The 25,175-nt window shown below is 74.0% G+C and carries 22 protein-coding genes and 5 pseudogenes; 9 read left to right on the top strand and 18 right to left on the bottom strand.

The window, feature by feature from the left end:
- Positions 1-72 precede the first annotated feature (72 nt).
- The gene (locus ACFF45_RS21870; protein ID WP_381348123.1) at positions 73-1,020 is read right to left on the bottom strand and encodes a 5-dehydro-4-deoxyglucarate dehydratase; all 948 of its coding nucleotides are present in this window, start codon (positions 1,018-1,020) and stop codon (positions 73-75) included.
- A 93-nt stretch (positions 1,021-1,113) separates the two neighbouring features.
- On the opposite strand from ACFF45_RS21870, the gene ACFF45_RS21875 reads away from it, so the two are divergent.
- A complete protein-coding gene (locus ACFF45_RS21875) occupies positions 1,114-1,917 on the top strand; it encodes an NAD-dependent epimerase/dehydratase family protein (protein WP_381348124.1) in 804 nt (267 codons plus the stop codon).
- A pseudogene (locus tag ACFF45_RS21880) lies at positions 1,881-2,201 on the top strand (aldehyde dehydrogenase family protein); the annotation flags it as partial. The gene ACFF45_RS21875 and the pseudogene ACFF45_RS21880, both read left to right, overlap by 37 nt.
- Before the next feature lie 87 nt (positions 2,202-2,288).
- On the opposite strand, the gene ACFF45_RS21885 reads toward ACFF45_RS21880, so the two are convergent.
- The 4 genes from ACFF45_RS21885 to ACFF45_RS21900 form a co-directional block, all read right to left on the bottom strand.
- On the bottom strand, positions 2,289-3,125 hold the full coding sequence (locus ACFF45_RS21885; RefSeq protein WP_381348125.1) for an ATP-grasp domain-containing protein: 837 nt from the start codon (positions 3,123-3,125) through the stop codon (positions 2,289-2,291).
- 107 nt (positions 3,126-3,232) lie between these two features.
- Positions 3,233-3,691, bottom strand: a complete 459-nt coding sequence (locus tag ACFF45_RS21890; protein WP_381348126.1) for a DUF6299 family protein — start codon at positions 3,689-3,691, stop codon at positions 3,233-3,235.
- A 94-nt stretch (positions 3,692-3,785) separates the two neighbouring features.
- The gene (locus tag ACFF45_RS21895; RefSeq protein ID WP_381348127.1) at positions 3,786-4,184 is read right to left on the bottom strand and encodes a RidA family protein; all 399 of its coding nucleotides are present in this window, start codon (positions 4,182-4,184) and stop codon (positions 3,786-3,788) included.
- Entirely contained in the window at positions 4,181-5,605 is a 1,425-nt protein-coding gene (locus ACFF45_RS21900; RefSeq protein ID WP_381348128.1) for an acyl-CoA dehydrogenase family protein, read from the bottom strand. The genes ACFF45_RS21895 and ACFF45_RS21900 overlap by 4 nt, the downstream gene beginning before the upstream one ends.
- Before the next feature lie 136 nt (positions 5,606-5,741).
- Here ACFF45_RS21900 and ACFF45_RS21905 point away from each other — a divergent pair, with 136 nt between their 5' ends.
- Together ACFF45_RS21905 and ACFF45_RS21910 are read left to right on the top strand one after the other, a co-directional pair.
- The gene (locus tag ACFF45_RS21905) at positions 5,742-7,346 is read left to right on the top strand and encodes an AMP-binding protein (RefSeq protein WP_381348129.1); all 1,605 of its coding nucleotides are present in this window, start codon (positions 5,742-5,744) and stop codon (positions 7,344-7,346) included.
- A gap of 15 nt (positions 7,347-7,361) precedes the next feature.
- Complete coding sequence (locus tag ACFF45_RS21910; protein WP_381348130.1) at positions 7,362-8,174, top strand: PaaX family transcriptional regulator; 813 nt, start codon at positions 7,362-7,364, stop codon at positions 8,172-8,174.
- A 198-nt stretch (positions 8,175-8,372) separates the two neighbouring features.
- On the opposite strand, the gene ACFF45_RS21915 is transcribed toward ACFF45_RS21910, so the two are convergent.
- Entirely contained in the window at positions 8,373-10,679 is a 2,307-nt protein-coding gene (locus ACFF45_RS21915; RefSeq protein ID WP_381348131.1) for a bifunctional salicylyl-CoA 5-hydroxylase/oxidoreductase, read from the bottom strand.
- Entirely contained in the window at positions 10,664-11,491 is an 828-nt protein-coding gene (locus ACFF45_RS21920; protein ID WP_381348132.1) for an enoyl-CoA hydratase family protein, read from the bottom strand. Before ACFF45_RS21920 ends, ACFF45_RS21915 begins: the two co-directional genes overlap by 16 nt.
- Positions 11,492-11,875: 384 nt before the next feature.
- On the opposite strand from ACFF45_RS21920, the gene ACFF45_RS21925 reads away from it, so the two are divergent.
- Entirely contained in the window at positions 11,876-12,340 is a 465-nt protein-coding gene (locus tag ACFF45_RS21925; RefSeq protein ID WP_381348133.1) for an ATP-binding protein, read from the top strand.
- Here the strand turns inward: ACFF45_RS21925 and ACFF45_RS21930 are convergent.
- From ACFF45_RS21930 to ACFF45_RS21940, 3 genes and pseudogenes are all read right to left on the bottom strand, one after another.
- Positions 12,273-12,671 (bottom strand): annotated as a pseudogene (locus ACFF45_RS21930) (amino acid permease); the annotation flags it as partial. The gene ACFF45_RS21925 and the pseudogene ACFF45_RS21930 sit on opposite strands and share 68 nt — an antisense overlap.
- A gap of 3 nt (positions 12,672-12,674) precedes the next feature.
- Positions 12,675-13,682 (bottom strand): ornithine carbamoyltransferase, encoded by a 1,008-nt coding sequence (argF, locus tag ACFF45_RS21935; protein ID WP_381348134.1) that lies wholly within the window; start codon positions 13,680-13,682, stop codon positions 12,675-12,677.
- Positions 13,683-13,784: 102 nt separating this feature from the next.
- Positions 13,785-15,008 carry an arginine deiminase gene (locus ACFF45_RS21940; protein ID WP_381348135.1) on the bottom strand — a complete coding sequence of 408 codons (1,224 nt, stop codon included), beginning with the start codon at positions 15,006-15,008 and terminating at the stop codon, positions 13,785-13,787.
- An 84-nt stretch (positions 15,009-15,092) separates the two neighbouring features.
- Between ACFF45_RS21940 and ACFF45_RS21945 the strand changes: the two are divergent.
- Positions 15,093-15,593, top strand: a pseudogene (locus ACFF45_RS21945) (Tn3 family transposase); the annotation flags it as partial.
- Positions 15,594-15,678: 85 nt separating this feature from the next.
- Here ACFF45_RS21945 and ACFF45_RS21950 read toward each other — a convergent pair.
- A pseudogene (locus ACFF45_RS21950) lies at positions 15,679-16,312 on the bottom strand (class I SAM-dependent methyltransferase).
- 25 nt (positions 16,313-16,337) lie between these two features.
- Positions 16,338-17,780, bottom strand: a complete 1,443-nt coding sequence (locus ACFF45_RS21955; RefSeq protein ID WP_381348136.1) for an MFS transporter — start codon at positions 17,778-17,780, stop codon at positions 16,338-16,340.
- Positions 17,781-17,943: 163 nt separating this feature from the next.
- Here ACFF45_RS21955 and ACFF45_RS21960 point away from each other — a divergent pair, with 163 nt between their 5' ends.
- The gene (locus tag ACFF45_RS21960; RefSeq protein ID WP_381348137.1) at positions 17,944-18,528 is read left to right on the top strand and encodes a helix-turn-helix domain-containing protein; all 585 of its coding nucleotides are present in this window, start codon (positions 17,944-17,946) and stop codon (positions 18,526-18,528) included.
- 30 nt (positions 18,529-18,558) lie between these two features.
- On the opposite strand, the gene ACFF45_RS21965 is transcribed toward ACFF45_RS21960, so the two are convergent.
- Positions 18,559-19,629 carry an NAD(P)/FAD-dependent oxidoreductase gene (locus ACFF45_RS21965; protein ID WP_381348138.1) on the bottom strand — a complete coding sequence of 357 codons (1,071 nt, stop codon included), beginning with the start codon at positions 19,627-19,629 and terminating at the stop codon, positions 18,559-18,561.
- A gap of 771 nt (positions 19,630-20,400) precedes the next feature.
- Positions 20,401-21,324 (bottom strand): LLM class F420-dependent oxidoreductase, encoded by a 924-nt coding sequence (locus ACFF45_RS21970; RefSeq protein ID WP_381348139.1) that lies wholly within the window; start codon positions 21,322-21,324, stop codon positions 20,401-20,403.
- Between the two features lie 269 nt (positions 21,325-21,593).
- Here ACFF45_RS21970 and ACFF45_RS21975 point away from each other — a divergent pair, with 269 nt between their 5' ends.
- On the top strand, positions 21,594-21,800 hold the full coding sequence (locus ACFF45_RS21975; RefSeq protein ID WP_381348140.1) for a hypothetical protein: 207 nt from the start codon (positions 21,594-21,596) through the stop codon (positions 21,798-21,800).
- A 60-nt stretch (positions 21,801-21,860) separates the two neighbouring features.
- Here the strand turns inward: ACFF45_RS21975 and ACFF45_RS21980 are convergent, their stop codons facing one another.
- The 4 genes from ACFF45_RS21980 to ACFF45_RS21995 all read right to left on the bottom strand — a co-directional run bounded on the left by ACFF45_RS21980 (position 21,861) and on the right by ACFF45_RS21995 (position 24,683).
- Complete coding sequence (locus ACFF45_RS21980; RefSeq protein WP_381348141.1) at positions 21,861-22,331, bottom strand: DUF6099 family protein; 471 nt, start codon at positions 22,329-22,331, stop codon at positions 21,861-21,863.
- Positions 22,332-22,584: 253 nt separating this feature from the next.
- Entirely contained in the window at positions 22,585-22,938 is a 354-nt protein-coding gene (locus tag ACFF45_RS21985) for a nucleotide pyrophosphohydrolase (RefSeq protein ID WP_381348142.1), read from the bottom strand.
- On the bottom strand, positions 22,935-24,206 hold the full coding sequence (locus ACFF45_RS21990) for an AAA family ATPase (RefSeq protein ID WP_381348143.1): 1,272 nt from the start codon (positions 24,204-24,206) through the stop codon (positions 22,935-22,937). The genes ACFF45_RS21985 and ACFF45_RS21990 overlap by 4 nt, the downstream gene beginning before the upstream one ends.
- Before the next feature lie 84 nt (positions 24,207-24,290).
- A complete protein-coding gene (locus ACFF45_RS21995) occupies positions 24,291-24,683 on the bottom strand; it encodes a cell division protein SepF (protein ID WP_381348144.1) in 393 nt (130 codons plus the stop codon).
- Between the two features lie 255 nt (positions 24,684-24,938).
- Here ACFF45_RS21995 and ACFF45_RS22000 point away from each other — a divergent pair.
- Positions 24,939-25,175, top strand: a pseudogene (locus ACFF45_RS22000) (hypothetical protein); the annotation flags it as partial.

Raw genomic sequence — 25,175 nt, forward strand, 5'->3', positions numbered from 1 at the left:
CCGAATCCGGGCCGCCCGCGGCCAACGGCGCCAACACCCCACACCGCCGGACACGGCTGCGGCTTGACAGCATCATTGGGAAGCCTCCTGAACGCAGATCGCGCGCCCGAGGTCGGTAAGGCGCCGCAGCGACTCCACGTGTTCGGGGAGCGGGTCGACGAGCGGTGGGCGGACCCCTCCCACTTCGAGGCCGCGCAGGCGGACGGCGGCCTTGACGAGGGAGACCGCGTATCCGGGGACGAGGCGGCGCAGCGCGGCCAGGGGGTGGAAGAACTCGTACTGGAGGCGCTCGGCGAGCGCCGTGTCCCCCTTGGCGACGGCTCGGTAGAAGGCCATCGCGATCTCGGGGGCGAAGCAGAACACGGCGGAGGAGTACAGGTCCACGCCGATGCCACGGTAGGCGGGGACGGTCGCCTCGGCGGTGGGGAGCCCGTTGAGGAACAGGAAGGGCTTACCGCTTTCCGCCAGTGCGGAGCGGATGGCCAGGATGATGCAGGAGAGCAGCTCGAGGTCTCCGTGGCCGTCCTTCAGTCCGATGACCTGCGGCAGCCGGGCGACCTCGACGGCGGAGGCGACGTCGAAGCGCGCGGTGCCGCGGTGGTAGACGATCGCGGGGAGGTCCGTGGCCGACACGACGGCCTTCGTGTACGCGACCAAGCCGGCCTGGGGCGCCTGAACAAGGTAGGGCGGCAGCAGGAGCAGGCCGTCAGCACCGGCGTCGTGCGCCATCCGCGCGAACTGTTGTGCGGCGGGCAGGGATCCGCCGGCGCCCGCGAAGACCGGGACCCGACCGTGCGTCACCTCGACCGCGACACCCACCAGTCGGGCGTACTCATCGGGCGACAGTGCGTGGAACTCCCCCGTCCCGCAGGCCACGAAGACGCCACCGGCTCCGTCGTCGAGGCCTGTGCGCACATGCTCGGAGAACACCTCCAGGTTGATCGAGCCGGTCGGCGTGAACGGTGTCACCGGGAAGAACTGCACGCCTTCGAGCATCGTGAATGCCGCCCCTCCGTCCATGTATGTGGACGTTATTCATAGTTGAAAACATCTGCCATGAATGTAAAACTCGCTGCGGAGTCAGGTCAAGCCGAACGAGGAAGGCATCGCGGTATGCCCGAACGCATCGTGCTCACCGGGGCCGCCGGATCCATGGGTCGTCTTATGCGGCCCAGGCTCGCCCGCCCGGGCCGGTCACTGCGACTGGTCGACATCGCGCCGATCCCGCCCGCGGAACCCGGCGAGGACGCCGACGCCGTCCAAGCCTCCGTCACCGATCTCGCGGCCATGCAAAAGGCGTTCGAGGGAGCGGACGCGGTGGTCCATCTCGGTGGTCTCAGCACCGAAGGACCGTGGGAGCAGATGGTGAGGACCAACATCCACGGCAGCTACGTGGTCCTCGAAGCGGCCCGGCGCTCCGGCTCACCACGCGTGATCCTGGCAAGCAGCAGCCATGCCGTCGGCTTCCATCCCCGCGACGGCTCCGAGGCACCCGACTACCTCTTCCCGAGGCCGGACACCTTCTACGGGGTGAGCAAGGCGGCCGGCGAGGCTCTCGGCAGCCTCTACCACGACCGCTACGGGTTGGACGTGGTCTGCCTGCGCATCGGATCCTGCCGGGAGAAGCCCTCCCTGCCGCGCCAACTGGCCACCTGGCTCTCGCCCGACGACGGCGCGCGCTTGCTGGAGGCCGCACTGACCGCACCCTCGCCGGGATTCCGCGTCGTGTGGGGGGTCTCCGCCAACACCAGGGGCTGGTTCGCCCTCGACGAGGCCCGGAAACTCGGCTACCAGCCACAGGACGACGCCGAGCAGTTCGCCGCCGACGTCGAAGACGGCCCCGCAGCCGGACTCGACGACACCTACCTGGGCGGCACGTTCTGCTCGCCCGAGCTCGATGCGGAGATCACACCGTAACCACCACGGTCCAGGCGAACGACCCGCGCACCGGCCGGCCGATCGGCGAGGGGTTTCCCGTCACGACACCGGAAGCACTGGAACTGGCGGCAGCCGCGGCACGCGACGCGTTCCCGGTGTGGTCCGGCCGGTCGGCACGGCACCGGGCCGACGTCCTCGAATCCGTCGCCGACGCCCTCGACGCGGCTGCCACCGATCTGGTGGACATCGCGGACTCGGGGACGGCGCTGGGCCGGCCCAGGCCCACCGGCGAAGCAGCCCGGACCAGCGGCCGGCTCAGGCTGCCCGCACGGGCGCTGCGCCAGGGGCGCCCCGTCGGGACGATCCCGACACCCGCGGATCCCACGACCGGAGCATGTGCCGGATCGGGGTCAGGCCGCCAGGAAGCGGTGCAGGGAGGCGGTCATCGCGGCGACGAAGGCGTCCCGGCGCTCCTGGTCGAGGGCGTCCAGGGACAGGTAGGGGTTGAGGTCCTCCAGTTCGACCAGCAGCAGGGCGCCGTCCGGGGCGCGGCAGGCGTCGACGCGCTGGATGCCGTGGCCGATGCCGTTCCAGTCGATGAAGCGCCGGGCGAACGCCAGGTCCCGCGGGGTGGCGTCGTACGGCTCCAGCCGCCAGCGCCGATCGGGGTGCGGTGCGTACAGGGCGTACTGGAAGGCGTCGTCGACGAAGTAGAAGGAGACCTCGTAGGCGAAGTCGACGCGCGGCTGGGCGAGGACCTGCCCGGCCTGCGCGGCCACCGCCTCGTGCACCCGGTCCGCGGGCACCACGCGCAGGCCCGCCGAGTCGGCGCCGAGCTTGGGCTTGACCACGTACGCGTCCGCGGCCGGCAGCCGGTGCAGCCCCTCGGGCCGGTCCGCGGAGGGGATGACCGGGAGTCCGGCCGCGGTGAGGTCGACCAGGTACTGCTTGCCGGCCATGTCCGCCTTGCCGGTGAGCGGGTTGTACACGCGCGTACCGCGCTCTTGCGCCGCGCGGCGGAAGGCGGCGCAGGCCTCCTGGTGTCCCAGCACGGGACCGCTGTTGCGGACGACGACGGCGTCGAAGGCGTCCATGAGCCCGGCGGCTTCCCCGGGGTGGCACAGCGCCAGGGCGAAGCTCTCGCGCAGCCGGGAGGTGAGGAAGACGTCCTCGTCGCCGTAGCGCCGTCCGCGGGCCTGGTAGGCGAGGTCGGTGACGTAGAGGATCCGGGGACGGCCGGGCGGCATGCGGGGCTCCTTGGGCGGCTGGCGGTGATCCTAGCCGGGTCCGCCGGACCCACCCGCGTCCGCCGCACGGGCCGGCGGCGGGCGCGGGTGGGTCCGGGTCCTGCGGGTCAGCTCTTCGCCAGCGTCACGTCCTGCCGGTGGACGGCGTGGAGGACGGGCAGCGGCAGGACGCCCTGCGGGCGCAGTTCCATCAGCGTGGCCTCGACGTGGGCGGGGCCCGCCGTCAGGACGCGGTCGCGCGGCCTGCCGGTGTTCGCGAAGCGGTGCTCCTGACCGTCGCACACGGCGCGGCTGCCGCCGATGCCGTGCCGGACCGAGGGGTCGCTCTGGTGGACGGAGGTGCTGAGGAAGACCGGTCCGGTGCCGCCGACGCAGCGGTAGGTGCCGGTGAGGGTGATCGTGCCGTCGGGGGTGATCCGGCCCGTGGGGTCGACGGTGACCGACTCGCGCGAGTCGGCGGCCGCCGGCGTCGCGGGGGCGGCGGCGAGCAGGGCGAGCACGGCGGTGGCGGCCGCGCCGAGCCCGGGGCGCGGGGCCGCGGGCCTGACGCGCAGGGGGATGCGCATGGGAGAACCTCCGGGAGTGGGGCTTCCACTGGTACCGGGCGGCCGGGCCCGGGGGCGTGACCGTCACCCCTTCGGTGGCGAGTCCGCCCGGCCGTCAGGGCAGCACCGCGAAGCCGTCGAGCTCCACCGTCGCCGCCTCGTCCCACAGCCGTACGACCTGGACCACCGCCATGGCCGGGTAGTCGCGGCCGGCCAGGCACCGCCAGACGCGGCCCAGTTCGGGGGCGTGTGCGCGGTAGGCGGCGACGTCCGTGGCGTAGACGGTGACGCGGGCGAGGTCCGCGGGGGTGCCGCCGGCCGCGCGCAGGGCGGTGAGCAGGTTGCCGAGCGCCCGCTCGAACTGTTCGGGCAGGGTGTCGCCGAGCACTGCGCCGTCGCGGTCGAGGGCGGTCTGGCCGGCCAGGAACACCAGCCGGGAGCCGGTGGCGACGACGGCGTGCGAGAAGCCGGTGGCCGGGGAGAGGGCGGGCGGGTCGATGCGCTCGGTGGTCACGGTCGGGCCTCCCGGGCGGCGTACAGTTCCTTGGCGATGATGCCGCGCTGGACCTCGCTCGCCCCCTCGTAGACGCGGGGCGCGCGCACCTCGCGGTAGAGGTGTTCGAGCAGGTGGCCGCGGAGCAGCGCCCGCGCGCCGTGCAGTTGCACCGCCGCGTCGACGACGTACTGCGCCGTCTCGGTGGCGAGCAGCTTCGCCATCGCGGCGCGCCGCGCCAGGCCGTCCGCGCCGTCGTCGTACGCCGTCGCCGCCGCGTACACCAGCAGGCGGGCCGCCTCCGTGCGCACGGCCATCTCGGCGACCTGGTGGGCGACGGCCTGAAGGTCCCTCAGCTTGCCGCCGAACGCGTCCCGGGCCGCCGTGTGGGCGAGGCAGGCGTCCAGGGCGGCCTGGGCCATCCCGACGGCGAAGGCGCCGACGCTGGGCCGGAACAGGTTGAGCGTGCCCATGGCGACGCGGAAGCCCCGGTCGGTCTCGCCGAGCACGTCGTCGGCGGTGACGGGCACGGCGTCGAAGCGGAGGGACCCGATGGGGTGCGGGGAGAGCATGTCGAGCCCGGCGCCGGTGAGGCCGGGCCGGTCGGCCGGCACGAGGAAGGCGGTGACCCCGCGCGCGCCGGCGGCGGTCGTCCGGGCGAAAACGGTGTAGAAGTCGGCCTCGGGGGCGTTGGAGATCCAGCACTTCTCACCGGTGAGCCGCCAGCGGCGGGGGCCGTCCGCCTCGGCGGACAGCGCGGGGGCGGAGGGTGGGGTGGTGGACGGTGCGGTGGCGGGAGGTTCGGTGGCGGGGGGCGCATCGGCGGGCGGTGCGGTGGCGGGGGGCGGCGCGTGGCCCGCGGCCCGTGCGGCGGTGGCAGGCGTGTGGCCCGTGGCCGGCGCGGCGGCGGCCGACGCGCAGGTGGGCGGCGCGTGACCCGCAGCCCCTGCGGCCGTGCACGGTGCGGCGGCGGCAGGCGCGTGGCCCGTGGCCGACGCGGCGGCGGGCCGGGTGTGGTCCGTGGCCGGCGGAGCCTGGGGCTCGGCCCGCAACGAGAGTGCCGCCGCGTCCGAGCCCGCGCCCGGCTCGCTCAGCGCGAAGGCCGCCACCACGCTGCCCGCGCGCACCCCGGGCAGCCAGCGCGCCCGTTGTTCCGGTGTGCCGTACGCGTGCACCGGGTGGGCGCCCAGGCCCTGGAGAGCGAGGGCCGTCTCGGCCTCCGTGCAGACGTAGGCCAGGGACTCGCGCATCAGGCACAGGCCGAGGGCGCCGGAGGCGAACAGCCGGTCCAGCAGGCCGAGCCGGCCCAGTTCGGCGACGAGCGGCCGGTTGACCCGGCCGGGCTCACCCCGCTCGGCGAGCGGACGCAGCCGTTCGGCGGCGAGGGCGCGCAGCTCGGCGCACCAGGCGGCTTGTTCCGGTTCGAGTGAGAATGCGGGCACTGCCGTCCTCCCTCCGGAGCGGTCCCACCCGACGATATCGCGCTCCGTTGACTGCCGTCATCAACGCGATACGCTCCAGGTGCGAGCCCGCCACGCCGCCCACCACGACGCCCACCCGGCAAGGGGGCGAACCACCATGGACGACCGTCCGATCCGCTCCGCCCACGTCGACACCTTCGCGCGCGACCACCTTCCGCCGCGCGACCAGTGGCCCGAACTCCGCTTCGACCTGCCGGAGCTGCGCTACCCCGAACGGCTCAACTGCGCCGCCGACCTGCTGCACGGCCCGCCCGACGACCGCCCGGCCTTCCGCGTCCCGCACGGCCCCGCGTGGACCTACGGCGAGCTGCGCGCCCGCGTGGACCGGCTCGCGCACGTCCTCACCGCCGGCCTCGGCGTCGTCCCCGGCAACCGCGTGCTGCTGCGCGGCCCGACCACGCCGTGGCTGGCCGCCTGCTGGCTGGCGGTGCTCAAGGCGGGCGCGGTCGCCGTCACGGTGCTGGCCCAGCAGCGCCCGCACGAGCTGCGCACGATCTGCGAGATCGCCCGGGTACGGCACGCGCTGTGCGACGTCCGGGCCGTCGGCGACCTCGCCAAGGCGGAGGTACCGGGCCTGCGGATCACCGCCTACGGCGGTGACGCGTCCGACGACCTCCTCAGCCTCCCGGCGCCCGGCACCCCGTACCCGGCCGTGGACACCGCCGCCGACGACGTGGCGCTGATCGCGTTCACCTCCGGCACCACCGGCCGCCCCAAGGGGTGCATGCACTTCCACCGGGACGTGCTGGCGATCGCGGACACGTTCTCGCAGCACGTGCTGCGTCCGCGCGGCGACGACGTGTTCGCGGGCAGTCCCCCGCTCGGCTTCACCTTCGGCCTCGGCGGTCTCGTCGTCTTCCCGCTGCGGGCCGGCGCCAGCGCCCTGCTGCTCGAACAGGCCGGGCCCAGACAGCTGTTGCCCGCGATCGCCGAGCACCGGGTGTCGGTGCTGTTCACCGCGCCGACCGCGTACCGCGCCATGCTGACGGTGCTCGACGGCCACGACGTGACGTCCCTGCGCCGCTGCGTCTCGGCCGGCGAGAACCTGCCCGCGGCCACCTGGCGGGCCTGGCACGAGCGCACCGGACTGCGCGTCATCAACGGCATCGGCGCCACCGAGCTGCTGCACATCTTCATCTCGGCGGCCGACGAGCACATCCGGCCGGGCACCACCGGGGTCCCCGTGCCCGGCTGGCACGCGCGCGTGGTCGACCCCGAGGGGCGTGAACTGCCCGACGGCGAGCCGGGCCTGCTGGCCGTGCGCGGCCCGGTCGGCTGCCGCTACCTCGCCGACCCGCGGCAGCGCGAGTACGTGCGCGGCGGCTGGAACCTCACCGGTGACACCTACGTCCGGGAGCCCGGCGGCTACTTCCGGTACGTCGCCCGTGCCGACGACATGATCATCTCCGCGGGGTACAACATCGCCGGGCCGGAGGTCGAGGACGCGCTGCTGCGCCACCCGGACGTGGTCGAGGCCGCGGTCGTGGGCCGGCCCGACGAGGCGCGCGGCACGGCGGTGGTGGCGTACGCCGTCCTGAGGGAGGGCGCCGAGCGCGACGCCACGGCCCTGCGCGCCTTCGTGCAGTCCGAGCTGACGCCCTACAAGTGCCCCCGCGAGATCGTCTTCCTGGACGCCCTGCCGCGCACCGCGACCGGAAAGCTTCAGCGATTCCGCCTGCGGACCCTGGGTGACCAGGGGTGATCCGTACGACATAAGATGATCAACGTGTCCGACCAGCACACCCCCCGGTCTCTCATCGTCACGCTCTACGGCGCGTACGGCCGCTTCATGCCCGGCCCGGTACCGGTCGCCGAGCTGATCCGGCTGCTGGCCGCGGTGGGGGTGGACGCGCCCTCGGTGCGCTCGTCGGTGTCCCGGCTCAAACGGCGCGGCCTGCTCGTCCCGGCCCGCACCGGGCAGGGCGCGGCCGGTTACGAACTCTCCCCCGACGCCCGCCAGTTGCTCGACGACGGCGACCGGCGCATCTATGCCACCGCCCCGCCCGAGGACGCGGGCTGGGTGCTCGCGGTGTTCTCCGTGCCCGAGTCGGAGCGGCAGAAGCGGCACGTGCTGCGCTCCCGGCTGGCCGGGCTCGGCTTCGGCACGGCCGCGCCCGGCGTGTGGGTCGCGCCGGCCCGGCTCCACGAGGAGACCCGGCACACCCTCCGGCGGCTGCGCCTCGACCCGTACGTCGATCTCTTCCGCGGCGAGCACCTCGGCTTCGCCCCGACCGCGGAGGCGGTCGCCCGCTGGTGGGACCTGGCCGCGATCGCCCAGCAGCACGAGGCGTTCCTCGACCGGCACGCACGCGTCCTGCGCGACTGGGAGCGGCGCACCGGCACCCCGCCCGAGGACGCCTACCGCGACTACCTCCTCGCCCTGGACTCCTGGCGCCATCTGCCGTACGCCGACCCGGGCCTGCCGGCCGGCCTGCTGCCCGCGAACTGGCCGGGCGCGCGGTCGGCGGCGGTGTTCCGGGGGCTGCACGAACGGCTGCGCGACGCGGGGGCGGTCTTCGCCGGTCTCTGACCGCACGCCCGGCAGGCCGCCGCCCGGCCGGCCGGGCCGGCCGGCGTGGGCGATCCGTCACGGCCCACGGACCCGGCGCTGGTGCCGCGGACGCAGCACCACAGCCCCGAGGAGTCGGCCGGCGCGCGCTGTCCGCGGCGCCGGCGGCGCGGGGGCCCGTGGGAGTCCGCCGAGCCCGCGCCGCTGGGACCGCCGCCCTCAGCCGCCGAGCGTCAGCCGGGGCCTGGGGGCGTCGGTGCGGCCGGTCCGGGGCGGCCTGCGGCCCGCCCGGTAGGGGGCCGGCCAGACGACGCCCGGACCGTCGTACCCCTGCTCGGCGGCCGCGTGCAGTGTCCAGTGCGGGTCGTACAGATGCGGGCGGCCCAGCGCGCACAGGTCCGTACGGCCCGCCAGGATCAGTGAGTTGACGTCGTCCCAGGAGGAGATCGCCCCCACCGCGATCACCGGGACGCCCGCCTCGTGCCGGATCAGGTCCGCGTACGGCGTCTGGTACGACCGCCCGAACTCCGGCCGCTCCTCCGCCACCACCTGCCCGGTCGACACGTCGATCGCGTCGGCGCCGTGCGCGGCGAAGGCGCGGGCGATGGCGACCGCCTCCTCGGGCGCGGTGCCGCCCTCGGCCCAGTCGGTGGCCGAGATCCGCACGGTCATGGGCCGCTCCTCCGGCCACACGGCCCGTACGGCGTCGAAGACCTCCAGGGGGAAGCGCAGCCGCCGGGCGAGCGAGCCGCCGTAGGCGTCGGTGCGCCGGTTGGTCAGCGGGGAGAGGAAGCCGGAGAGCAGATAGCCGTGGGCGCAGTGCAGTTCCAGCAGGTCGAAGCCGGCGCGGGCGGCCCGCCAGGCGGCGGCGGTGAACTGTTCCCTCAGGTCGGTGAGCCGGGCACGGGACAGCTCGCGCGGTGTGCGGCTGCCGGGCTTGTACGGCAGGGGCGAGGCGGCCACCAGCGGCCAGTTGCCGTCGTCGAGCGGCTCGTCCATCCCTTCCCACATCAGCTTGGTCGAGCCCTTGCGCCCGCTGTGGCCGAGCTGCACGCCGATCCCGGTGCCGGGTGCCCGGCGGTGCACGAAGTCGGTGATCCGCCGCCAGGCCTCGGCCTGCCTGCCGGTGTAGAGGCCGGCGCAGCCGGGGGTGATCCGGCCCTCGGGGCTCACGCACACCATCTCGGTCATCACCAGTCCGGCGCCGCCGAGCGCGCGGGCGCCGAGGTGGACGAGGTGGAAGTCGCCGGGGACGCCGTCGACCGCCGAGTACATGTCCATGGGCGAGACCACGACCCGGTTGCGCAGGGTCAGGCCGCGCAGCCGGAACGGGGTGAACATCGGGGGCGTGCCGGGCGGGCAGCCGAACTCGCGCTCCACCTCCGCGGTGAAGTGCGGGTCGCGCAGCCGCAGGTTGCCGTGGGTGACGCGGCGGCTGCGGGTGAGCAGGTCGAAGGCGAACTGGCGGGGCCGCCGGCCGAGGTGCAGCGCGAGGTTCTCGAACCACTCCAGGCTGGCCCGGGCGGCGCGCTGGGTGGAGGCGACGACGGGTCTGCGCTCCTCCTCGTACGCGGCCAGGGCCGTGCCCACGGTGGGCTGTTCCGTCAGGCAGGCCGCGAGGGCGAGGGCGTCCTCGACGGCGAGCTTGGTGCCGGAGCCGATGGAGAAGTGAGCGGTGTGGGCCGCGTCCCCGAGGAGGACGACGTTGCCGTGCGACCAGCGGTCGTTGACCACCGTGCGGAAGGTGGTCCAGGCGGAGTGGTTGGACCGCAGCGGGCGGCCGCCGAGCGCGTCGGCGAAGATCTTGGCGCAGCGTTCGACCGACTCGCGGTCGCCGAGTTCGTCGAAGCCGGCCGCGTGCCAGACCTCCTCCCGCATCTCGACGATCACGGTGGAGACGTCCGGTGAGAAGGGGTAGCCGTGCAGTTGGAGCACGCCGTGCTCGGTCTCGGCGATGTCGAAGCGGAAGGCGTCGAAGGGGACGTCGGCGGCGAGCCAGATGTAGCGGCAGCGGTGCGTCGTGATGTGCGGCCGGAACGCGTGGGCGTAGGCCTCGCGGGTGGTGCTGTGCGCTCCGTCGGCGGCGACGACCAGGTCGTGGGAGCGCGCGAGCGTGTCCGGGGGCGGGGCCGCGGTGCGGAAGCGGAGGTCGACGCCGAGGTCGCGGCAGCGGTCGTGCAGGATCTCCAGGAGGCGGGTGCGGCCCAGGGCCGCGAAGCCGTGGCCCGAGGAGGTGTGGCGTACGCCCCGGTGCACGATGTCGATGCCGTCCCAGCGGACGAGGTGCCGTCGCAGGGCCTCGTGGACCACCGGATCGGCGTGTTCGATGCCGCCGAGGGTCTCGTCGGAGAGGACCACGCCGAAGCCGAAGGTGTCGTCGGGGGCGTTGCGCTCCCAGAGGACGACCTCGCGGCCGGGGTCGAGGCGTTTGAGGAGGGCCGCGGCGTACAGGCCGCCGGGGCCGCCGCCGACGATCGCGACGCGGCCCCGCGCGCCGAGGGCGGGCGCGCTCACCGTCCCCGCCATTTCGGCGGCCTCTTCTGCGTGAACGCCGCGTGGAACTCGGCGTAGTCCTCGCCGGTCATGAGCAGGGCCTGGGTCGAGGCGTCCAGCTCGACCGCCGCCGCGAGCGGCATGTCCAGTTCCGCGGTCAGCAGGGCCTTGGTCCGGGCGTACGCCAGGGCCGGACCCTCGGCGAGGCGGCGGGCCAGCTGCTGTGCGGCCTGGTCGGCCCGGCCCTCGTCGGCCAGCTCGCTGATCAGGCCGATCCGCTCGGCCTCGGGGGCGCGGACCGGTTCGCCGAGCATCAGCAGGCGGGTCGCGTGGCCCAGGCCGACGACCCGGGGCAGCAGGTAGGCGGCGCCCATGTCGCCGCCGGACAGGCCGACCCGGGTGAACAGGAACACGAAGCGGGCGCTGGGGTCGGCGACGCGGAAGTCGGCCGCCAGCGCGAGCACCGCTCCGGCGCCCGCCGCCACCCCGTGCACCGCCGCGACCACCGGGAACGGGCACTCCCGCAGGGCGCGCACCACCTGGCCGGTCATCCGGTTGAAGTCGAGCAGCCGGGCGGTGTCCATGGACAGCGTGGCGCCGATGATCTCGTCGACGTCACCGCCGGAGCAGAAGCCCCGCCCCTCGCCGGCCAGCACCAGAGCGCGCGCCGACCGCTCGCGCGCCAGCTCGGCGAGCAGGTCGCGCAGGTCGGCGTAGGCGCCGAAGGTCAGCGCGTTGAGCCTGTCGGGGCGGGCCAGGGTGACGGTGACGACTCCGTCGGCGCGGTCGACGCGCAGATGGCGCCAGGGCGAGGTGGGGGCGGCGGAGCCGGTGAAGGGACTCATGGGGTGCGGCCTCCTTGGGCGGGCACTGCCTCACTGAGCTCTACCCCGCGAAGCTATCACTCATCCGTGACTGTCGTCATGAGTGCGCGACAGGAGCAACGAGGGGCCGGGGGGCCGCCCCCTTGCGTGTCATGAGTCACACGGCTTCAGCCGCGTCACGGATGTCACCGGAGGTCACCTGGCGTCAACAGGGCGGTAACGGCGGGAGCGTTCGCGCGAAGCGGCCCGTTCACCCGGGTAGGCCGCACTCACCGGGCCGAGGACCCGGGCGGCGCCCGTCATATGACCATCGCGAGGGGCGCCGTATCCTGCCCAGCGTCGACAGCGGGAACCGCCTGATCTCCTGGCGGTCAGGGCCCGCCTGCTCCATGAACGGAACCAGCCTTGCACGAACGCCCCTCCGCCCCCGCCTCCTGGCGTGTCGCGCTGCCGCACTCGGCGGCGGCCGTGCCCGTGGCCCGCGCGCTGGTCCGTACGGCGCTCGCCGAGCTGGAGCACGGCGCCGACAGCGACACCGCCGAGCTGCTCACCGCCGAGCTGGTGGCCAACGCCGTGGAGCACACCGCGGGCGACGCCCCGATAGAGCTGGTCGTGAAGCTGCTGCCGACCGGCTGCACGGTCGAGGTGCACGACCCCGACCCGGCGCCGCCCGGCAACCTCACGCGTCCCGCCCAGCGCCGGCCCGACCCCTGGCAGGAGCACGGGCGCGGTCTGCTGCTGATCCGCGCCCTGAGCGCTTCCTGCGGCCACCGCCCCACCGCGTCCGGCAAGGCGGTGTGGTTCAGACTGCCTGTCGTACCGCGTCAGCGTCAGCGGCAACCGCGGTGGCGTCCGCGTCCGGCGTCGTGACCCCGGCCGGCCGCGCGTTGCGGCGCCCGTGGCCGAGGCGGACCAGCAGCCCGGCCGCGAGGAACCCCGCGAACTGGACCCAGGTCGTCCAGCCCGTCTCGTACGTCAGGTACGGGCAGAGGCCGACGCCCAGCACGGGCGGCACGGGGTGGAGCGGCACCCGGAAGGTGCGCGGCAGGTCCGGCTCGCGGCGGCGCAGGGCGATCACCGCGACGTTCACCGCCGCCATGACGGCGAGCGTGCCGATGGTGCACGGGCCGACCACCGGGTCGAGCGACGAGAAGGCCCCCGGGACCGCGAAGACGATCGCGATGACCAGGGTACCCGCGACGGCTCAGGCCAGGGTGGCGACCAGCACGGCCTTGATGGTGTGCAGCCGGTTCTCCGCCTGGTCGAAGACGACCGAGTGGGGCGACTCGAAGACCTCGTCGGTGACCTCCAGGCAGTCCAGCCCGTGCCGCGCGTGGATGTCGCGGCCGACCTCGGTGCCGAGGTCGTGGAAGGCGGGCAGGCAGTGCAGGAACCGCACGTCCGGGTTGCCGGTGGCCCGCAGCACGTCCATGGTCACGGCGTACGGCGCGAGCGCGGCGATCCGCTCGTCCCAGACCTCCTTGGGCTCGCCCATGGAGACCCAGACGTCGGTGGCGACGAAGCCGGCGCCGCGCACGCCCTCGGCCACGTCCTCGGTGAGGGTGATCCGCGCACCGCTGGTCCCGGCGAGCGCGCGGGCCCGGTCGACGACCTCCTGGGCGGGCCAGTAGGCCCGGGGGGCGACGATCCGCACGTCCATGCCGAGCAGGGCGCCGGTGACCAGGTAGGAGTTGCCCATGTTGAAGCGGGCGTCGCCGAGGTAGGCGTACGCGGTACCGGCCAGCGGCCCGGTGCCGTGCTCGGTCATGGTCAGGACGTCGGCGAGCATCTGGGTGGGGTGCCAGTCGTCGGTGAGGCCGTTGTAGACCGGCACGCCGGCGTGGGCCGCCAGCTCCTCCACCTTCGCCTGGCTGTCGCCGCGGTACTCGATGGCGTCGTACATCCGGCCCAGCACGCGCGCGGTGTCCTTCACCGACTCCTTGTGACCGATCTGCGAGCCGGCCGGGTCCAGGTACGTCGTCGCGGCGCCCTGGTCGGCGGCGGCGACCTCGAACGCGCAGCGGGTGCGCGTCGAGGTCTTCTCGAAGATCAGCGCGATGGCACGGCCCCGCAGGCGGGGGGTCTCGGTCCCGGCCTTCTTGGCGGCCTTCAGCTCGGCTGCCAGCTCGACCAGGCCCAGGAACTCCGACGCGGTGAAGTCGAGCTCCTTGAGGAAATGGCGGCCTGCGAGGGCGGTCGGGACTCTCGCCATGGGGGCGCTCCAGAAGTGCGGGGCAGGGACAGGGACGCTGGAAGTCTATACGACGTGTGGCATTTCTATGCAATCCGGTGGGTGGGCCGGAGCCGGGCGGTCTCACACCGCGTCCCGCGCCACCGGACAGCTCATGCACCGCGGGCCGCCCCGGCCCCGTCCCAGCTCGCTGCCCGGGATCTCGATCACCTCGATGCCCTGTTTGCGCAGGTGCGTGTTGGTGGTGGAGTTCCGCTCGTAGGCGACGACCACGCCCGGTTCCACGGCGAGCACGTTGCAGCCGTCGTCCCACTGCTCGCGCTCGGCCGCGTGCACGTCCTGCGTGGCGGTCAGCACCCGGATCTCGCTCAGCCCCAGCGCGGCGGCGATCGCCCGGTGCATGTGCTCCGGCGGGTGGTCGGTGACCTTCAGCTCCTTCTCGCCGACGCCCGGCTCGATGGTGTACGAGCGGAGCATGCCGAGCCCGGCGTACTGCGTGAAGACATCGCCGTCGACCATGGTCATCACGGTGTCGAGATGCATCAGCGCCCGCCGCTTGGGCATGTCCAGGGCCACGATCGTCTCCGCGGAGCCCGCGGCGAACAGCTTGTGCGCCAGCATCTCGACGGCCTGCGGGGTGGTCCGCTCGCTCATCCCGATGAGCACGGCACCGTTGCCGATCACGAGCACGTCCCCGCCCTCGATGGTCGACGGGTAGTCCGCCTGCCCCTCGGACCAGAGGTGGAACCGTTCGTCGCGGAAGAGCGGGTGGTGCCGGTAGATCGCCTCGAAGTGCACGGTCTCGCGCTGCCGGGCGGGCCAGCGCATGGCGTTGATGGAGACGCCGTCGTAGATCCAGGCGGAGGTGTCCCGGGTGAAGAGGTGGTTCGGCAGCGGGTCGAGCAGGAACGCGTCGAGGTCCATGACGTGGAAGCGCACGGAGGCCGGCTCCGCGTGCGCGTCCAGGAACTCCCGCTTGGTCATCCCGCCGACCAGCGCCTCGGCCAGCTCCCGGGTGGGCAGCGCCTCGAAGGCCGCCCGGAGGTGGTCGGTGGCCAGCGGGCCGTACTCCTTCTCGTCGAAGACCCGGTCCAGGACGAGCGTGCGGGCGGCCGGGATCTCCAGCGCCTCGATGAGCAGGTCGCCGAACAGGTGGACGGTCACGCCGCGGTCGCGCAGCACGTCGGCGAACCCGTCGTGCTCGGCGCGCGCCCGGCGCACCCACAGGACGTCGTCGAAGAGCAGGGCGTCCTTGTTGCTGGGGGTGAGCCTTTTGAGCTCCAGATCCGGCCGGTGCAGGATGACGCGGCGCAGCCGCCCGGCCTCGGAGTCGACATGGAATCCCATGCCTCCATCCTGACCATTCGCGCTCCTGTTCACCCCCGTTCCGGCGGGCCGGCCCCTGAGACCGGCCCGCCGGCCGCGGCCGGGCTGCGCATGTTCGGCCGCGAAGGGCGTCCGACCCCGCTGGGGGCGGCGTTCGCCGAGTACGGGTGGATCGCGAAGACCGAGCACCTGCTGCGGGTGGTCGACCCGGTGGACGACACCTACCGGCGGCAGATGAACCGGCAGCTCACCGTGCAGGAGTCGCGCCACGAACTGGCGAGGGACGTGTGCCGCGGCAAGCGCGGCACCATCCGCCAGGCATACCGCGACGGGATGGCGGACCAGTTCGGCGCCCTCGGCCTGGTCCTCAACGCCATCGTGCTCTGGACCACCCGCCACATCGACGCCGCCGTCGCCCGGCTTCGCGCCGAGGGCCACGAGATCCGGGAGGAGGACATCGCCCGGCTCTCCCCGCTCAAGCACCGCAATCTGCACCTGCTCGGCCGTTACGGCTTCACCGCCTCCACCCCGGCGGCCGGCGCCCTGCGTCCGCTGCGCGACCCGGAGGCTCCGGAGCTGGACGAGGACGACGACCGAGCGGGCTGAAGCGGCGGCGGTTTCCTTGTGTACTTCGGCGACGCCACAGTGGTGCGGGGCCAGGGGGCGGCTGAGTTTCTGTCCTGTGTACGTGTCAGCCGGTGCGTCGGACGGCGATGACGTTGTCGGTGACGGTCGCGGTTCGTCCTTCGGGGCCGGTGGCGGTGCGCTGGGGTGCGTCGCCGCGTTCGACCGTCCAGGTGTGGTCGAGCCGGAGCGAGGCGATGACGTCCTGGGGGGTGGGGTAGTGGATGTCCTGGCCGGCCTGCCAGGACCAGGGGGCGGTGGAGGCGTGCTCGATCACGATCAGCCGCCCGCCGGGTGCTACGGCCTGGGCGGCTCGCCGCAGGACGGTCTCGCGGGCGATGGTGACGGGGGTGTGGAAGTAGGTTGCGGTGACCAGGTCCCAGGCGCCGTCGGGGAACGTCTCGGAGAGGTCGTGCTGCTGGGGGTGGATCCGGTCGGTGAGGCCGGTGGCCGCGGCGCCTGCCGCCACGCGGTCGAGGGCGGTTGGGGAGACGTCGACGGGGCGTGACGTCCCAGCCCTGGGCGGCGAGCCAGAGTGCGTCGCCGCCGTGGCCGCAGCCCAGGTCCAGGGCGGTGCCCGGGGTGGGGGCCAGGTCGGCGAGCAGGGTGGTCAGGACGGCGTTGGGCTTGGTGCCCCACCGCGCGTCCATGCCGGCGTAGTGCTGCTCCCAGAACGCGGCGGACTCGTTGGCGCTGTTCATGTGCGGGGCCTTTCAGTGCGGGTGGTCACGAGGCGGCGGTGTGAGTGCGGCGGCTTCGGATGAGGAGGCCGGTGGCGGCGAGGGCGAGGGCGAACAGGGCGGCGCTGGCGAGGAAGGCGACCCGGTAGCCGTGTACGTATCCGTCCAGCCGGACGGCCCGCGTCACGGCGCCGGTGCGGTCGGCGAGGAACCCGGCTAGGGCGGAGACGTACAGGGTGTTGAGGAGGGCGGGGCCGACCGCGCCGCCGACCTGCTGGGTGGTGCCGATCATCGCGCTGGCGACACCGGTGTCGGACGGGGAGATGCCGGCGAGGGCGGTGTTGGGCAGCGCGACGAAGAACGCGCCCAGACCGAGACCGGTCAGGATCATGGCGGGCAGCACGATGGTCAGGTAGCCCTCGGTGGGCCTGAGTGGCGTCAGCACCAGGGTGCCGGCCAGGGTGACGGCCGTCCCGGCCGTCATCAGGGTCTTGGGGCCGAGCCGGGTGACCAGGGGGGCGCCGAAGGTGGCCGCGGCGATGATGCCGGCGCTGAAGGGCAGGAACGCCAGCCCCGCGCGCAGCGGCTGGTAGCCGAGGTTGACCTGGAGGTAGTAGGTCAGGAACAGCATCAGGCCGAACATGCCCGCCCCGATCAGCAGGGAGGCGAGGAACGCGCCACCGCGGTCCCGGTCCAGGACGACGCGCAGCGGCAGCAGCGGGTGGGCGGTGCGCTGCTCGACCAGGACGAAGGCGGCCAGCAGGAGGATTCCGGTGGCGAGCAGGAGCCAGGTCGCCGGGGTGTTCCAGCCCGCTTCCGCTGCGTGGGTGACGCCCCATACGACGGCTACCAGGCCGGTGGTGACGAGCAGCGCGCCGGGGACGTCGTAGCGGCGGGTGCCTTCTGCGCGGCTCTCCTTGAGAGTGGGCAGGGCGGCCAGGGCGACGGCGAGGGCGATGGGGGTGTTGACGAACAGGCACCAGCGCCAGCTGGTGTATTCGGTCAGCAGGCCGCCCACGATCAGACCGACCGCGCCGCCCGCGCCCTGCAGGGCGCCGTAGACGCCGAACGCCTTGGCCCGCTCCCGTGCGTCGGTGAAGGTGACCGCGATCAAGGACAGGGCGGCCGGGGCCAGCAGAGCGGCGAAGACGCCCTGCAGGGCACGTCCGGCGAACAGGGTCGCCCCGTTCGGAGCGACGCCGGCGACCATGGAGGCGGCGGCGAAGCCGACCAGTCCGACAAGGAAGACGCGCTTGCGGCCGGCGAAGTCGACGACGCGCCCGCCGAGCAGCAGCAGACCGCCGAAGGTGAGGGCGTAGGCGGTCACCGCCCATTGCCGGTTCGCGTCGCTGACGTCCAGGTCGGCCTGGGCGTGCGGGAGGGCGATGTTGATGACGGAGGCGTCCAGCACCACCATCAGCGTCGCCACCGAGATCACCGTCAGCGCCCACCAACGCCACGGGTCCAGAGTGTCTTCGCTGCGGTTCACAGCGTCGGGCTCCATCGTCATCGCAGGGCCAGTCCTCAAGGAGTTCAGGGAAGTGGGAAGGTCATGGGCGGACCACCGGGCGTGGCCCGGGCCGCTGGTGGGACACTGCTCCAGCCGCTGCCGGAGTTGCAAGGTCTCATGCCGTTTCAGCATGCTGGTGGACATGAGCGCCTCTCATCACACCGAGAAGAAGGACCGGCTGGCCGCGGTCGGGCCACGCCTGCGGGACCTGCGCCGACGTCACGGCCTGACACTGGCCGCCCTGGCCGGGCAGACCGGGATCAACGAGAGCACGCTCTCCCGCCTCGAAGGCGGGACCCGCAAACCGACCCTGGAGATGCTGCTGCCGCTCGCCGAGGTCTACGCCGTGCCCCTGGACGAGCTCGTCGGCGCCCCGCGCACCGGGGATCCGCGCATCCACCTCAAACCGGTCACCCGCAACGGCATGACCTTCGTGCCGCTCAGCCGGCCCGGCGGCGTGCAGGCCCACAAGCTCCTCATTCCGCCCCGGCCCGGCACCGAACCGCAGTTCAGCACACATGAGGGCTTCGAATGGGTCTACGTACTCGCCGGCCGGCTGCGCCTGCTGCTCGGAGACGAGACCGTGATCCTCAAGCCGGGCGAAGCCGCCGAGTTCGACACCCACGTGCCGCACTGGCTCGGCCCCGACGACGACCGCACCGTGGAACTCCTTGTCCTGTTCGGCACCCAGGGAGAGCGGGCTCACCTCAAGGCACGCACCACCTGACCCCCTCCCCGGCCGGCACACCAGCGGCCCTCAGCCTTCGTCCACGAGACCGTCCAGCCCATGCGCACGCGTCCCCAGCATCCGCCGCGACACCTCGGCCTCCATCGCCCCGCCGAACACGTCGGTGCCGGAGACCGCGGTACGGGAGGCGGCCGCACGGCCGGCGTCGGTCATCAGCAGGTTCATGTTGATCGCCGCCGCAGCGCCGACCCCGGCCGCCATGGCCTGGGGAACACCGGCCATCACGTCGCTGACGTTGCCCGCCGCCCACACCCCCTCGACCCCGGTGAAACCGGAGCCGTCCACCACCACCTGCTCACCGATCCCCATCGGGTGCTCCCGCACCTCCAGGCCAAGCCCGTCGAGGAAAGCGGCGCGTGCCACGAACCGCGGCGCCACCACCAGCTTCTCCACCGGAACCACCACCCCCGACACCAGGCGCACCCCTGCCAGCCGGTCCCGCTCCTCGTCCACGACCAGACCGCCGACCTCGCCCTCGACCACGCCGACGCCCAGACCGGCCAGATGCTCCCACTGCTCCTCGGTCAGCTCCGCGCCCTCGTGCAGGAACAGGGTGACGTCCTTGGACATCTGCCTGAACAGCAGCGCCTGGTGGAAGCTGCCCAGCACGCCGATCGCCCGGTCACGCACCTCCCAGCCGTGGCAGTACACGCAGTGCAGGACATCGCGCCCCCATCGCGCAGCCAGTCCGGGCACATCCGGCAGCTCGTCGACCAGCCCCGTCGTCACCAGCACCCGCCGCGCCCGCACCCGCTGCCAGTCCTCGGTGACCACCGAGAACTCCTCACCGTCCCGATGCACCTGCGCCACCCGGCCGGAAACCACCCGGCCGCCGTACCCGGCGACCTCCTCCCGCCCCAGGCGCAGCAGCTCCAGCGGCGACACGCCCTCCCGGCCCAGAATGCCGTGCGCACCGACCCCGACGGCCGGGGCGTTGCGCGGTTCCCCCGCGTCGATCACCAGCACCGACCGGCGCACCCGGCCCAGGGTCAGCGCGGCCGAAAGTCCGGCCGCCCCTCCGCCGACCACGACCACGTCCCAGGCCGTTCGGTCCACTCGCGTCATCTCTCGCTCGTTCATGACCCCACCCTGCGATCCGGCAACGCAGTACGGCAAAGATGCATGCCGTTTCGGCAAGGGGGCGACGGTGCGGTCCGGGTCTGGCCTCCCGGAACGGCAGCGAGGCGCTGACCGCTCGAACTCGCCATCGTTTGCTGACAGGCGGCCGACGGGTCCCATGACCCCGTGCGATCCGGGGGGCGAGGCGGCGCGCATCCCCTTGCCGGCTTCCTCCGCGGCGCCGAGCTGGAGCCCGCCGAGCGGGCCGCGCTCGACGAGGTCCGGGCCGTACGACGCGGCACGGGCCACACCCTCCGCGTCAGCGCCGTGCCGCGGTCCACCGCCGGCTCCTTGACCGCCGCCGGGTCCTCGACGGCACCGGGGCGGTCCCCGCCCAGCGCAAGACCGCCGCGAGTACGAGAACCGCGTCAGCACGCTCACCCCGATCAGACCATGACCGGTCTCACCGCCAACGGCTGGACGCGAGCCCACCAGCACCGGGGCCGTCTCCGCAGCGTCCCTGCCTCACGGCCGGCGGACCGCACCGGGGCGCCGCCATCCTGAGCACCGGCGTCGAGGTGATACCGATCTGGCTGGTCTGCCGCACCAGCACCGGCGAGAGCTACCCGGCCGGCGTCCCCGGATACGCCAGTCCCGCCGTCGCGTTCCCCGCCCTGACCGCCGCGCTGCTCGCCGTCGGCGCGGGGGTACGCGTCCCAACGGGGGGCCTGGCGACGGGAGCGCCACGGGTGGGACGCGGCGGCGGGACCGGCCACCGCTCCCGGCCGGGGCTTACGGCAGCTGCGCCTGCACCTGGGACGAGATCAGCTCCAGGTGGTCCAGGTCGCCGAGGTCGAGGACCTGGAGATAGACACGGCGGCAGCCGATCTCGGCGTAACGGCCGATCTTGTCGACGACCTCGGCCGGAGAGCCGGCCAGGCCGTTGAGCTTCAGTTCGTCGACCTCGCGGCCGATCGCGGCGGCGCGGCGGGCGACCTCCTGGTCGTCCTTGCCGACGCAGACCACGAGGGCGTTGGAGTAGACGAGGCCGTCGCCCTCGCGGCCGGCCTCCTCGGCGGCCGCGCGGACCCGGCCGAACTGGCGCTCGCTGTCCGCGACGGAGGCGAACGGCATGTTGAACTCGTCGGCGTAGCGCGCGGCCAGCCGGGGCGTGCGGACCGCGCCGTGGCCGCCGACGAGGACCGGGATCTTCGCCTGGGCGGGCTTGGGCAGCGCGGGCGAGCCCTCGAGCTGGTAGTAGGTGCCCTGGAAGTCGAAGGTGCGGCCGGGCTCCGTGGCCCACAGCCCGGTGACGATCTCCAGCTGCTCCTCCAGCCGGCCGAACTTCTCCTTGGGGAAGGGGATGCCGTACGCCGTGTGCTCCTCGGCGAACCAGCCCGCGCCCAGGCCGAGTTCGACGCGGCCGCCGGACATCTGGTCGACCTGTGCGACCTGGATGGCGAGGACGCCGGGCAGCCGGAAGGTGCCGGCGGTCATCAGCGTGCCGAGCCGGATGCGCCTGGTCTCACGGGCCAGTCCGGCGAGGGTGATCCAGGCGTCGGTGGGGCCGGGCAGGCCGTCGACGGAGCCCATCTTCAGGTAGTGGTCCGAGCGGAAAAAGGCGTCGAAGCCGAGGTCCTCGGTGGCCTTCGCGACGGTGAGCAGGGTGTCGTAGGTCGCCCCCTGCTGGGGCTCGGTGAAGATTCGAAGATCCATGCTTCCATCCTGCCTGTTCGCAGGGGCCGGTACCGCATCGGTTGCGGCGGCCGTCGCGCGGGGCACCGCCCGGTCCCCGCCGCGGGTGAGAAGCGTCAACCCCGTACGCGGGTGCGCGCCCGGGCCAGTGACCCGCCCGGATGGTGATCGTTGGCCGGGGCGGAGCCGGACCGCCCGGCGCCCGCACCGGCCCCTCGACGCCGTCGACGCCGTCGACGCCGGGGCGACACCCGTACCAGCCCCCGGGGGCCAGGGCGCAGGAGGCCGTCATGTCCGAGGAGACCGTGCCGCAGCAGGGCGGGGGCGATGCCCGGCCGAAGGGGCTGCTGCAGCAGATGGAGGAGTTGATGGCGGCGCTGAACGCGGACCTGTCGGCCCTGGACGCGGATCTGCGGGCGGCCGGCACGGACAGACCGGCCCCCGCGGCCCGGGAGGAGCGGGCGGCCGAGCCTCCCGAGACGCTGGAGCGCACGTAGTTCCCCGGCGGGCCACCGGCCGACGACGGCGATCCGCCCCGAGGGGGCAGGAGACGAGCCTCAGCCCGCCTCCCGGGCCGGTACGGCCTGCTCCCGGTCGGCCAGTTTGCGCAGCAGCTCCCGGACGCGGTCCCGCGACTCGTCCGCCGCGTCGATGGCCTCCATGCACTGCCAGTACGTGCCCTCGTCGGGGGCGGCGCAGGTGATGCCGACGAGGGCTATGCCCACCTCGCCGAGCAGGCTGCCCAGGTGGAGCAGGGCCTGGCGGGCGTCGCCCAGCTCGGTGAGCTGGGCCGCGCGCAGCTCACCGGGGGCCAGTTGCGGGGTGTCCAGCACGCCGCAGCCGCGACCCGCCAGCTCGGTCAGCCCCAGGGCCTCGCCGCGCAGTTCGGGCGGGCCGAAGACGGCGAGGCGGCTGCCGATGGCCTGGGCGAGGGCCTGCGCCTGCCACACCTCCGTCAGGATCCCGGGTATCTCACCGCTTCCCGCCAGGGCACGCCTGCTCGTCAGGATGAGTCGCACCGCGTCCATGCGCTGCCCCCGTCTGTCCCGACGCGCTCTCTCCGCACGTCTGCCCGAACTCCCCTGCTCACTACCCAGAGTGAGGGCCGTTGAGACGAAAAGCTAGAGGAAGACGGGCATCTGTGGACAACGATTCGGCTTCGGTTCGCCTTTCAGATACGGAGAGTGAAAGTGGAGCGCCGTCCTCCCGACTTCGGAGCGACTTCGGAGCGGCACCGCCACGGCTTCGACGCGGCACCGCCACGGCTCCGGCACGGCACCGTCACGGGCCGTCCGGCGCCGGGAACCGCTCCTCGTTGCGGTCGATCTTCGCGGCGAGCGCGGCCAGCGGGTCGACGCCGAGCACCTCGCACAGCTGGAGCAGGTACGCGAGCACGTCGGCGATCTCGTCCCGGACACGGTGCGCGGTCTGGGAGTCGGCCATCACGCGGGCCGACTCCTCGGGCGTCAGCCACTGGAAGATCTCCACCAGTTCGGAGGCCTCGACGCTGAGCGCGGCGACCAGATTCTTGGGCGTGTGGTACGGCTGCCAGTCGCGGGCGGCGGCGAACGCGGCGAGGCGGCGCTGCAGTGCGGCGAGGTCCGGCGGTCCGGGCTGGGCTGAGTGTGCTGTCACGGCTTCAGGTGTACCACCGTGATCCCATCGGCCCCGGCTGCCCTGGCGGCCCCGGTCGCCCCGGTGGTTGCCCTCGCCTCCGCCGCCCCGGTAGCACCCGTCGCCCCCGCCGTCCCTGTCGCCTCCGCCGTCCCCGTCGCCCACGAGGCGTCGCTCACCGTGCCGACCAGCCGGATGTGCCCGCGCTCGCTCATCCGGGCCGCCAGACGCAGCAGTCCGGCGCGCTGCGCCGGGTCCAGCCCGCGGTCCAAGCCGTCGGCGAGCACCGTCAGGGTCTGCAGGGCGGCGGGCACCTCGCCGGCCGGGTCGACGTCGAGCACGCCGGGCCCGGTGAAGAGGACCAGGGCGAGCGCGAGGTAGCGCAACTCCCCGTCGCCCAGCCGCCCGAAGCCGGTTCGGTGCCCGTCGCCGCGGTCGAGGCTTCCCCGGACGGTGCCGTCCGCCGCCGGTTCGGCGAGGACGTCCGCGACGTGCCCGGCGCAGCCGGCCCGTACCGCCGCGACGAACTGCCCGTGCCGCCGCGCGCACTCCCGGCGCGTGCGCAGCAGGACCTCGGCGAGGTTGCCGCAGCCGCCCAGGAGGCGCCCGGTGCCGGCCGGCGCCGGCGTGCGCATCCGGCCGGGCAGCGGCTCGCAGGCGAACACCGACCGCAGGGCCACCACCGTCTGCTCGGCGGCGGCGAGCACCTGCCGCTGCCCGTCGGTCTTGCCCGCCACCCGCAACGGCAGCAGCGCGGTGCCGAGCCGGTCGTCGGGCAGCGGGGCCCGGGTCACGGGAGCCGACCCCCCGGTGTGCCAGGCGGCCTGCACGGCGCGCCGGCCGGGGTCACGCAGGGCCGTCTCCAGCAGCACCCGGCGGCCGGCGGTCAACCGCTCCCCGACGACCCGCAGTTCGGGCTCGGCCTGGACGGCGACGTCGAGCCGTACCGGGCCCTCGGGACCGTCCGCCGTGCAGCCGATCCGGAACCCTCGCCGGCGCTGGGCGTCCGGGCGGGCCCGCTCCGGCACGCAGGCCAGGGGATCGGGGAACACCTCGGCGAGCCGCGCCCCGGCGCCGAGCCGGGCCAGCGCCTCGTACGCCCGCAGCGCGGTCGTCTTGCCGGAACCGCTCGGTCCGGCGAGCAGCGTGCACGGCCCGAGCGGCAGCCGGGCGCCCAGGTGCCCGGCGAACGCGGACAGCCTCAACTCCGTGACGCACGGCCGCTCCGGGCATCCCGGCCCCGGCGGGAGGGGGACGGCGGGCGGGGCGGTGAGGGGGAGCGCGGCCATGCCCGGACCGTAGAAGACCGCGACCCGGCGGAACCGTTCCGCCGGTCGGACCTTCCTACGATCGGGCGACGCCGGCGCTCCCCGTCACATCCCGGGAACGCCCGCCGCCCCCTCCATCAGCCCCTGCACCTCGGTCCCGGGCGGGGTCAGCAGGAAGACGTTGCGGTCCACCCGGTGCATGCCGCTCGCCAGGCCGAACACGACGCCCGTGCTGAAGTCCAGGACCCGCTTGGCGACCTCCGTCTCGGCGCCCGTGAGGTCCAGCAGCACCGGGATGCCGGCCATCAGGGTCTCGGCGACCTCGCGGGCGTCCGCGAAGACGTTGACGCGCAGGACGACGAAACGGCGGCGGGTCTCGGTCTCCGCGTCCGGCAGGGCGCGGTGGCCCACCGCGGACGGCCAGGCGTCCCGGCCCCGCAGCGGCACGACCTGGGCGAGCCCTTCCCACTGTTCATCGGTGACATCGTGGCTGTTCACCGGCTCCCCCCGATCTGTCTCGCACTCATCGCCTGCACCAGCCAATTCTTACGCCATGTCACCCGTTCGGCCGAACAGCGACACGGTCCGCGACCACCTGAAGGGTGTTTTCTCCCGTACGGCGGCAGCGCGGGCGCCCGTGCCGCACCCACGGCGGGAGGTGGTGCGCCGGTGCGGTGACGGTCCGCGCGTCCCCGCGGGTACCCGGCGGGCCGGGCCGGTGGACACGGCCGTGGACGGCGCGAAGGAGGCTCCATGGGCGCGCTGGACCTGCCCGGGCCCGGGACCGCGCGGGCGGACGGGCCGCCGGTCCACGCGGCGGCGCTGGAGGCGGTGTTGCGGGCCCGCGTGGACGGGGAGGTGCGATGCGGCGCGGGGAGAACGCGGGACCACGGGTTCGACAGCGGCGGGCACGAGGCGGTGCACCTGACCGAACTGCCGGCCGCCGCCCCGCCCGGCGGCCCGGCGGCCGGCCGTCCCGGCCCGGCGCCC

Origin of the sequence: Streptomyces cinereospinus (assembly GCF_042430725.1) — a bacterium.
Taxonomy (GTDB): domain Bacteria; phylum Actinomycetota; class Actinomycetes; order Streptomycetales; family Streptomycetaceae; genus Streptomyces; species Streptomyces cinereospinus.

Bases quoted from the DNA above. Each gene is read 5' to 3' on its own strand.
- ACFF45_RS21885 (WP_381348125.1), bottom strand. From the start codon at position 3,125: ATGCCGCCCGGCCGTCCCCGGATCCTCTACGTCACCGACCTCGCCTAC.
- ACFF45_RS21940 (WP_381348135.1), bottom strand. From the start codon at position 15,008: ATGGGATTCCATGTCGACTCCGAGGCCGGGCGGCTGCGCCGCGTCATC.
- ACFF45_RS21870 (WP_381348123.1), bottom strand. From the start codon at position 1,020: ATGGACGGAGGGGCGGCATTCACGATGCTCGAAGGCGTGCAGTTCTTC.
- ACFF45_RS21965 (WP_381348138.1), bottom strand. From the start codon at position 19,629: ATGAACGAGCGAGAGATGACGCGAGTGGACCGAACGGCCTGGGACGTG.
- ACFF45_RS21915 (WP_381348131.1), bottom strand. From the start codon at position 10,679: ATGGCGGGGACGGTGAGCGCGCCCGCCCTCGGCGCGCGGGGCCGCGTC.
- ACFF45_RS21875 (WP_381348124.1), top strand. From the start codon at position 1,114: ATGCCCGAACGCATCGTGCTCACCGGGGCCGCCGGATCCATGGGTCGT.
- ACFF45_RS21960 (WP_381348137.1), top strand. From the start codon at position 17,944: ATGAGCGCCTCTCATCACACCGAGAAGAAGGACCGGCTGGCCGCGGTC.
- ACFF45_RS21890 (WP_381348126.1), bottom strand. From the start codon at position 3,691: ATGCGCATCCCCCTGCGCGTCAGGCCCGCGGCCCCGCGCCCCGGGCTC.
- ACFF45_RS21970 (WP_381348139.1), bottom strand. From the start codon at position 21,324: ATGGATCTTCGAATCTTCACCGAGCCCCAGCAGGGGGCGACCTACGAC.
- ACFF45_RS21990 (WP_381348143.1), bottom strand. From the start codon at position 24,206: ATGGCCGCGCTCCCCCTCACCGCCCCGCCCGCCGTCCCCCTCCCGCCG.
- ACFF45_RS21975 (WP_381348140.1), top strand. From the start codon at position 21,594: ATGTCCGAGGAGACCGTGCCGCAGCAGGGCGGGGGCGATGCCCGGCCG.
- ACFF45_RS21920 (WP_381348132.1), bottom strand. From the start codon at position 11,491: ATGAGTCCCTTCACCGGCTCCGCCGCCCCCACCTCGCCCTGGCGCCAT.
- argF (WP_381348134.1), bottom strand. From the start codon at position 13,682: ATGGCGAGAGTCCCGACCGCCCTCGCAGGCCGCCATTTCCTCAAGGAG.
- ACFF45_RS21980 (WP_381348141.1), bottom strand. From the start codon at position 22,331: ATGGACGCGGTGCGACTCATCCTGACGAGCAGGCGTGCCCTGGCGGGA.
- ACFF45_RS21905 (WP_381348129.1), top strand. From the start codon at position 5,742: ATGGACGACCGTCCGATCCGCTCCGCCCACGTCGACACCTTCGCGCGC.
- ACFF45_RS21910 (WP_381348130.1), top strand. From the start codon at position 7,362: ATGATCAACGTGTCCGACCAGCACACCCCCCGGTCTCTCATCGTCACG.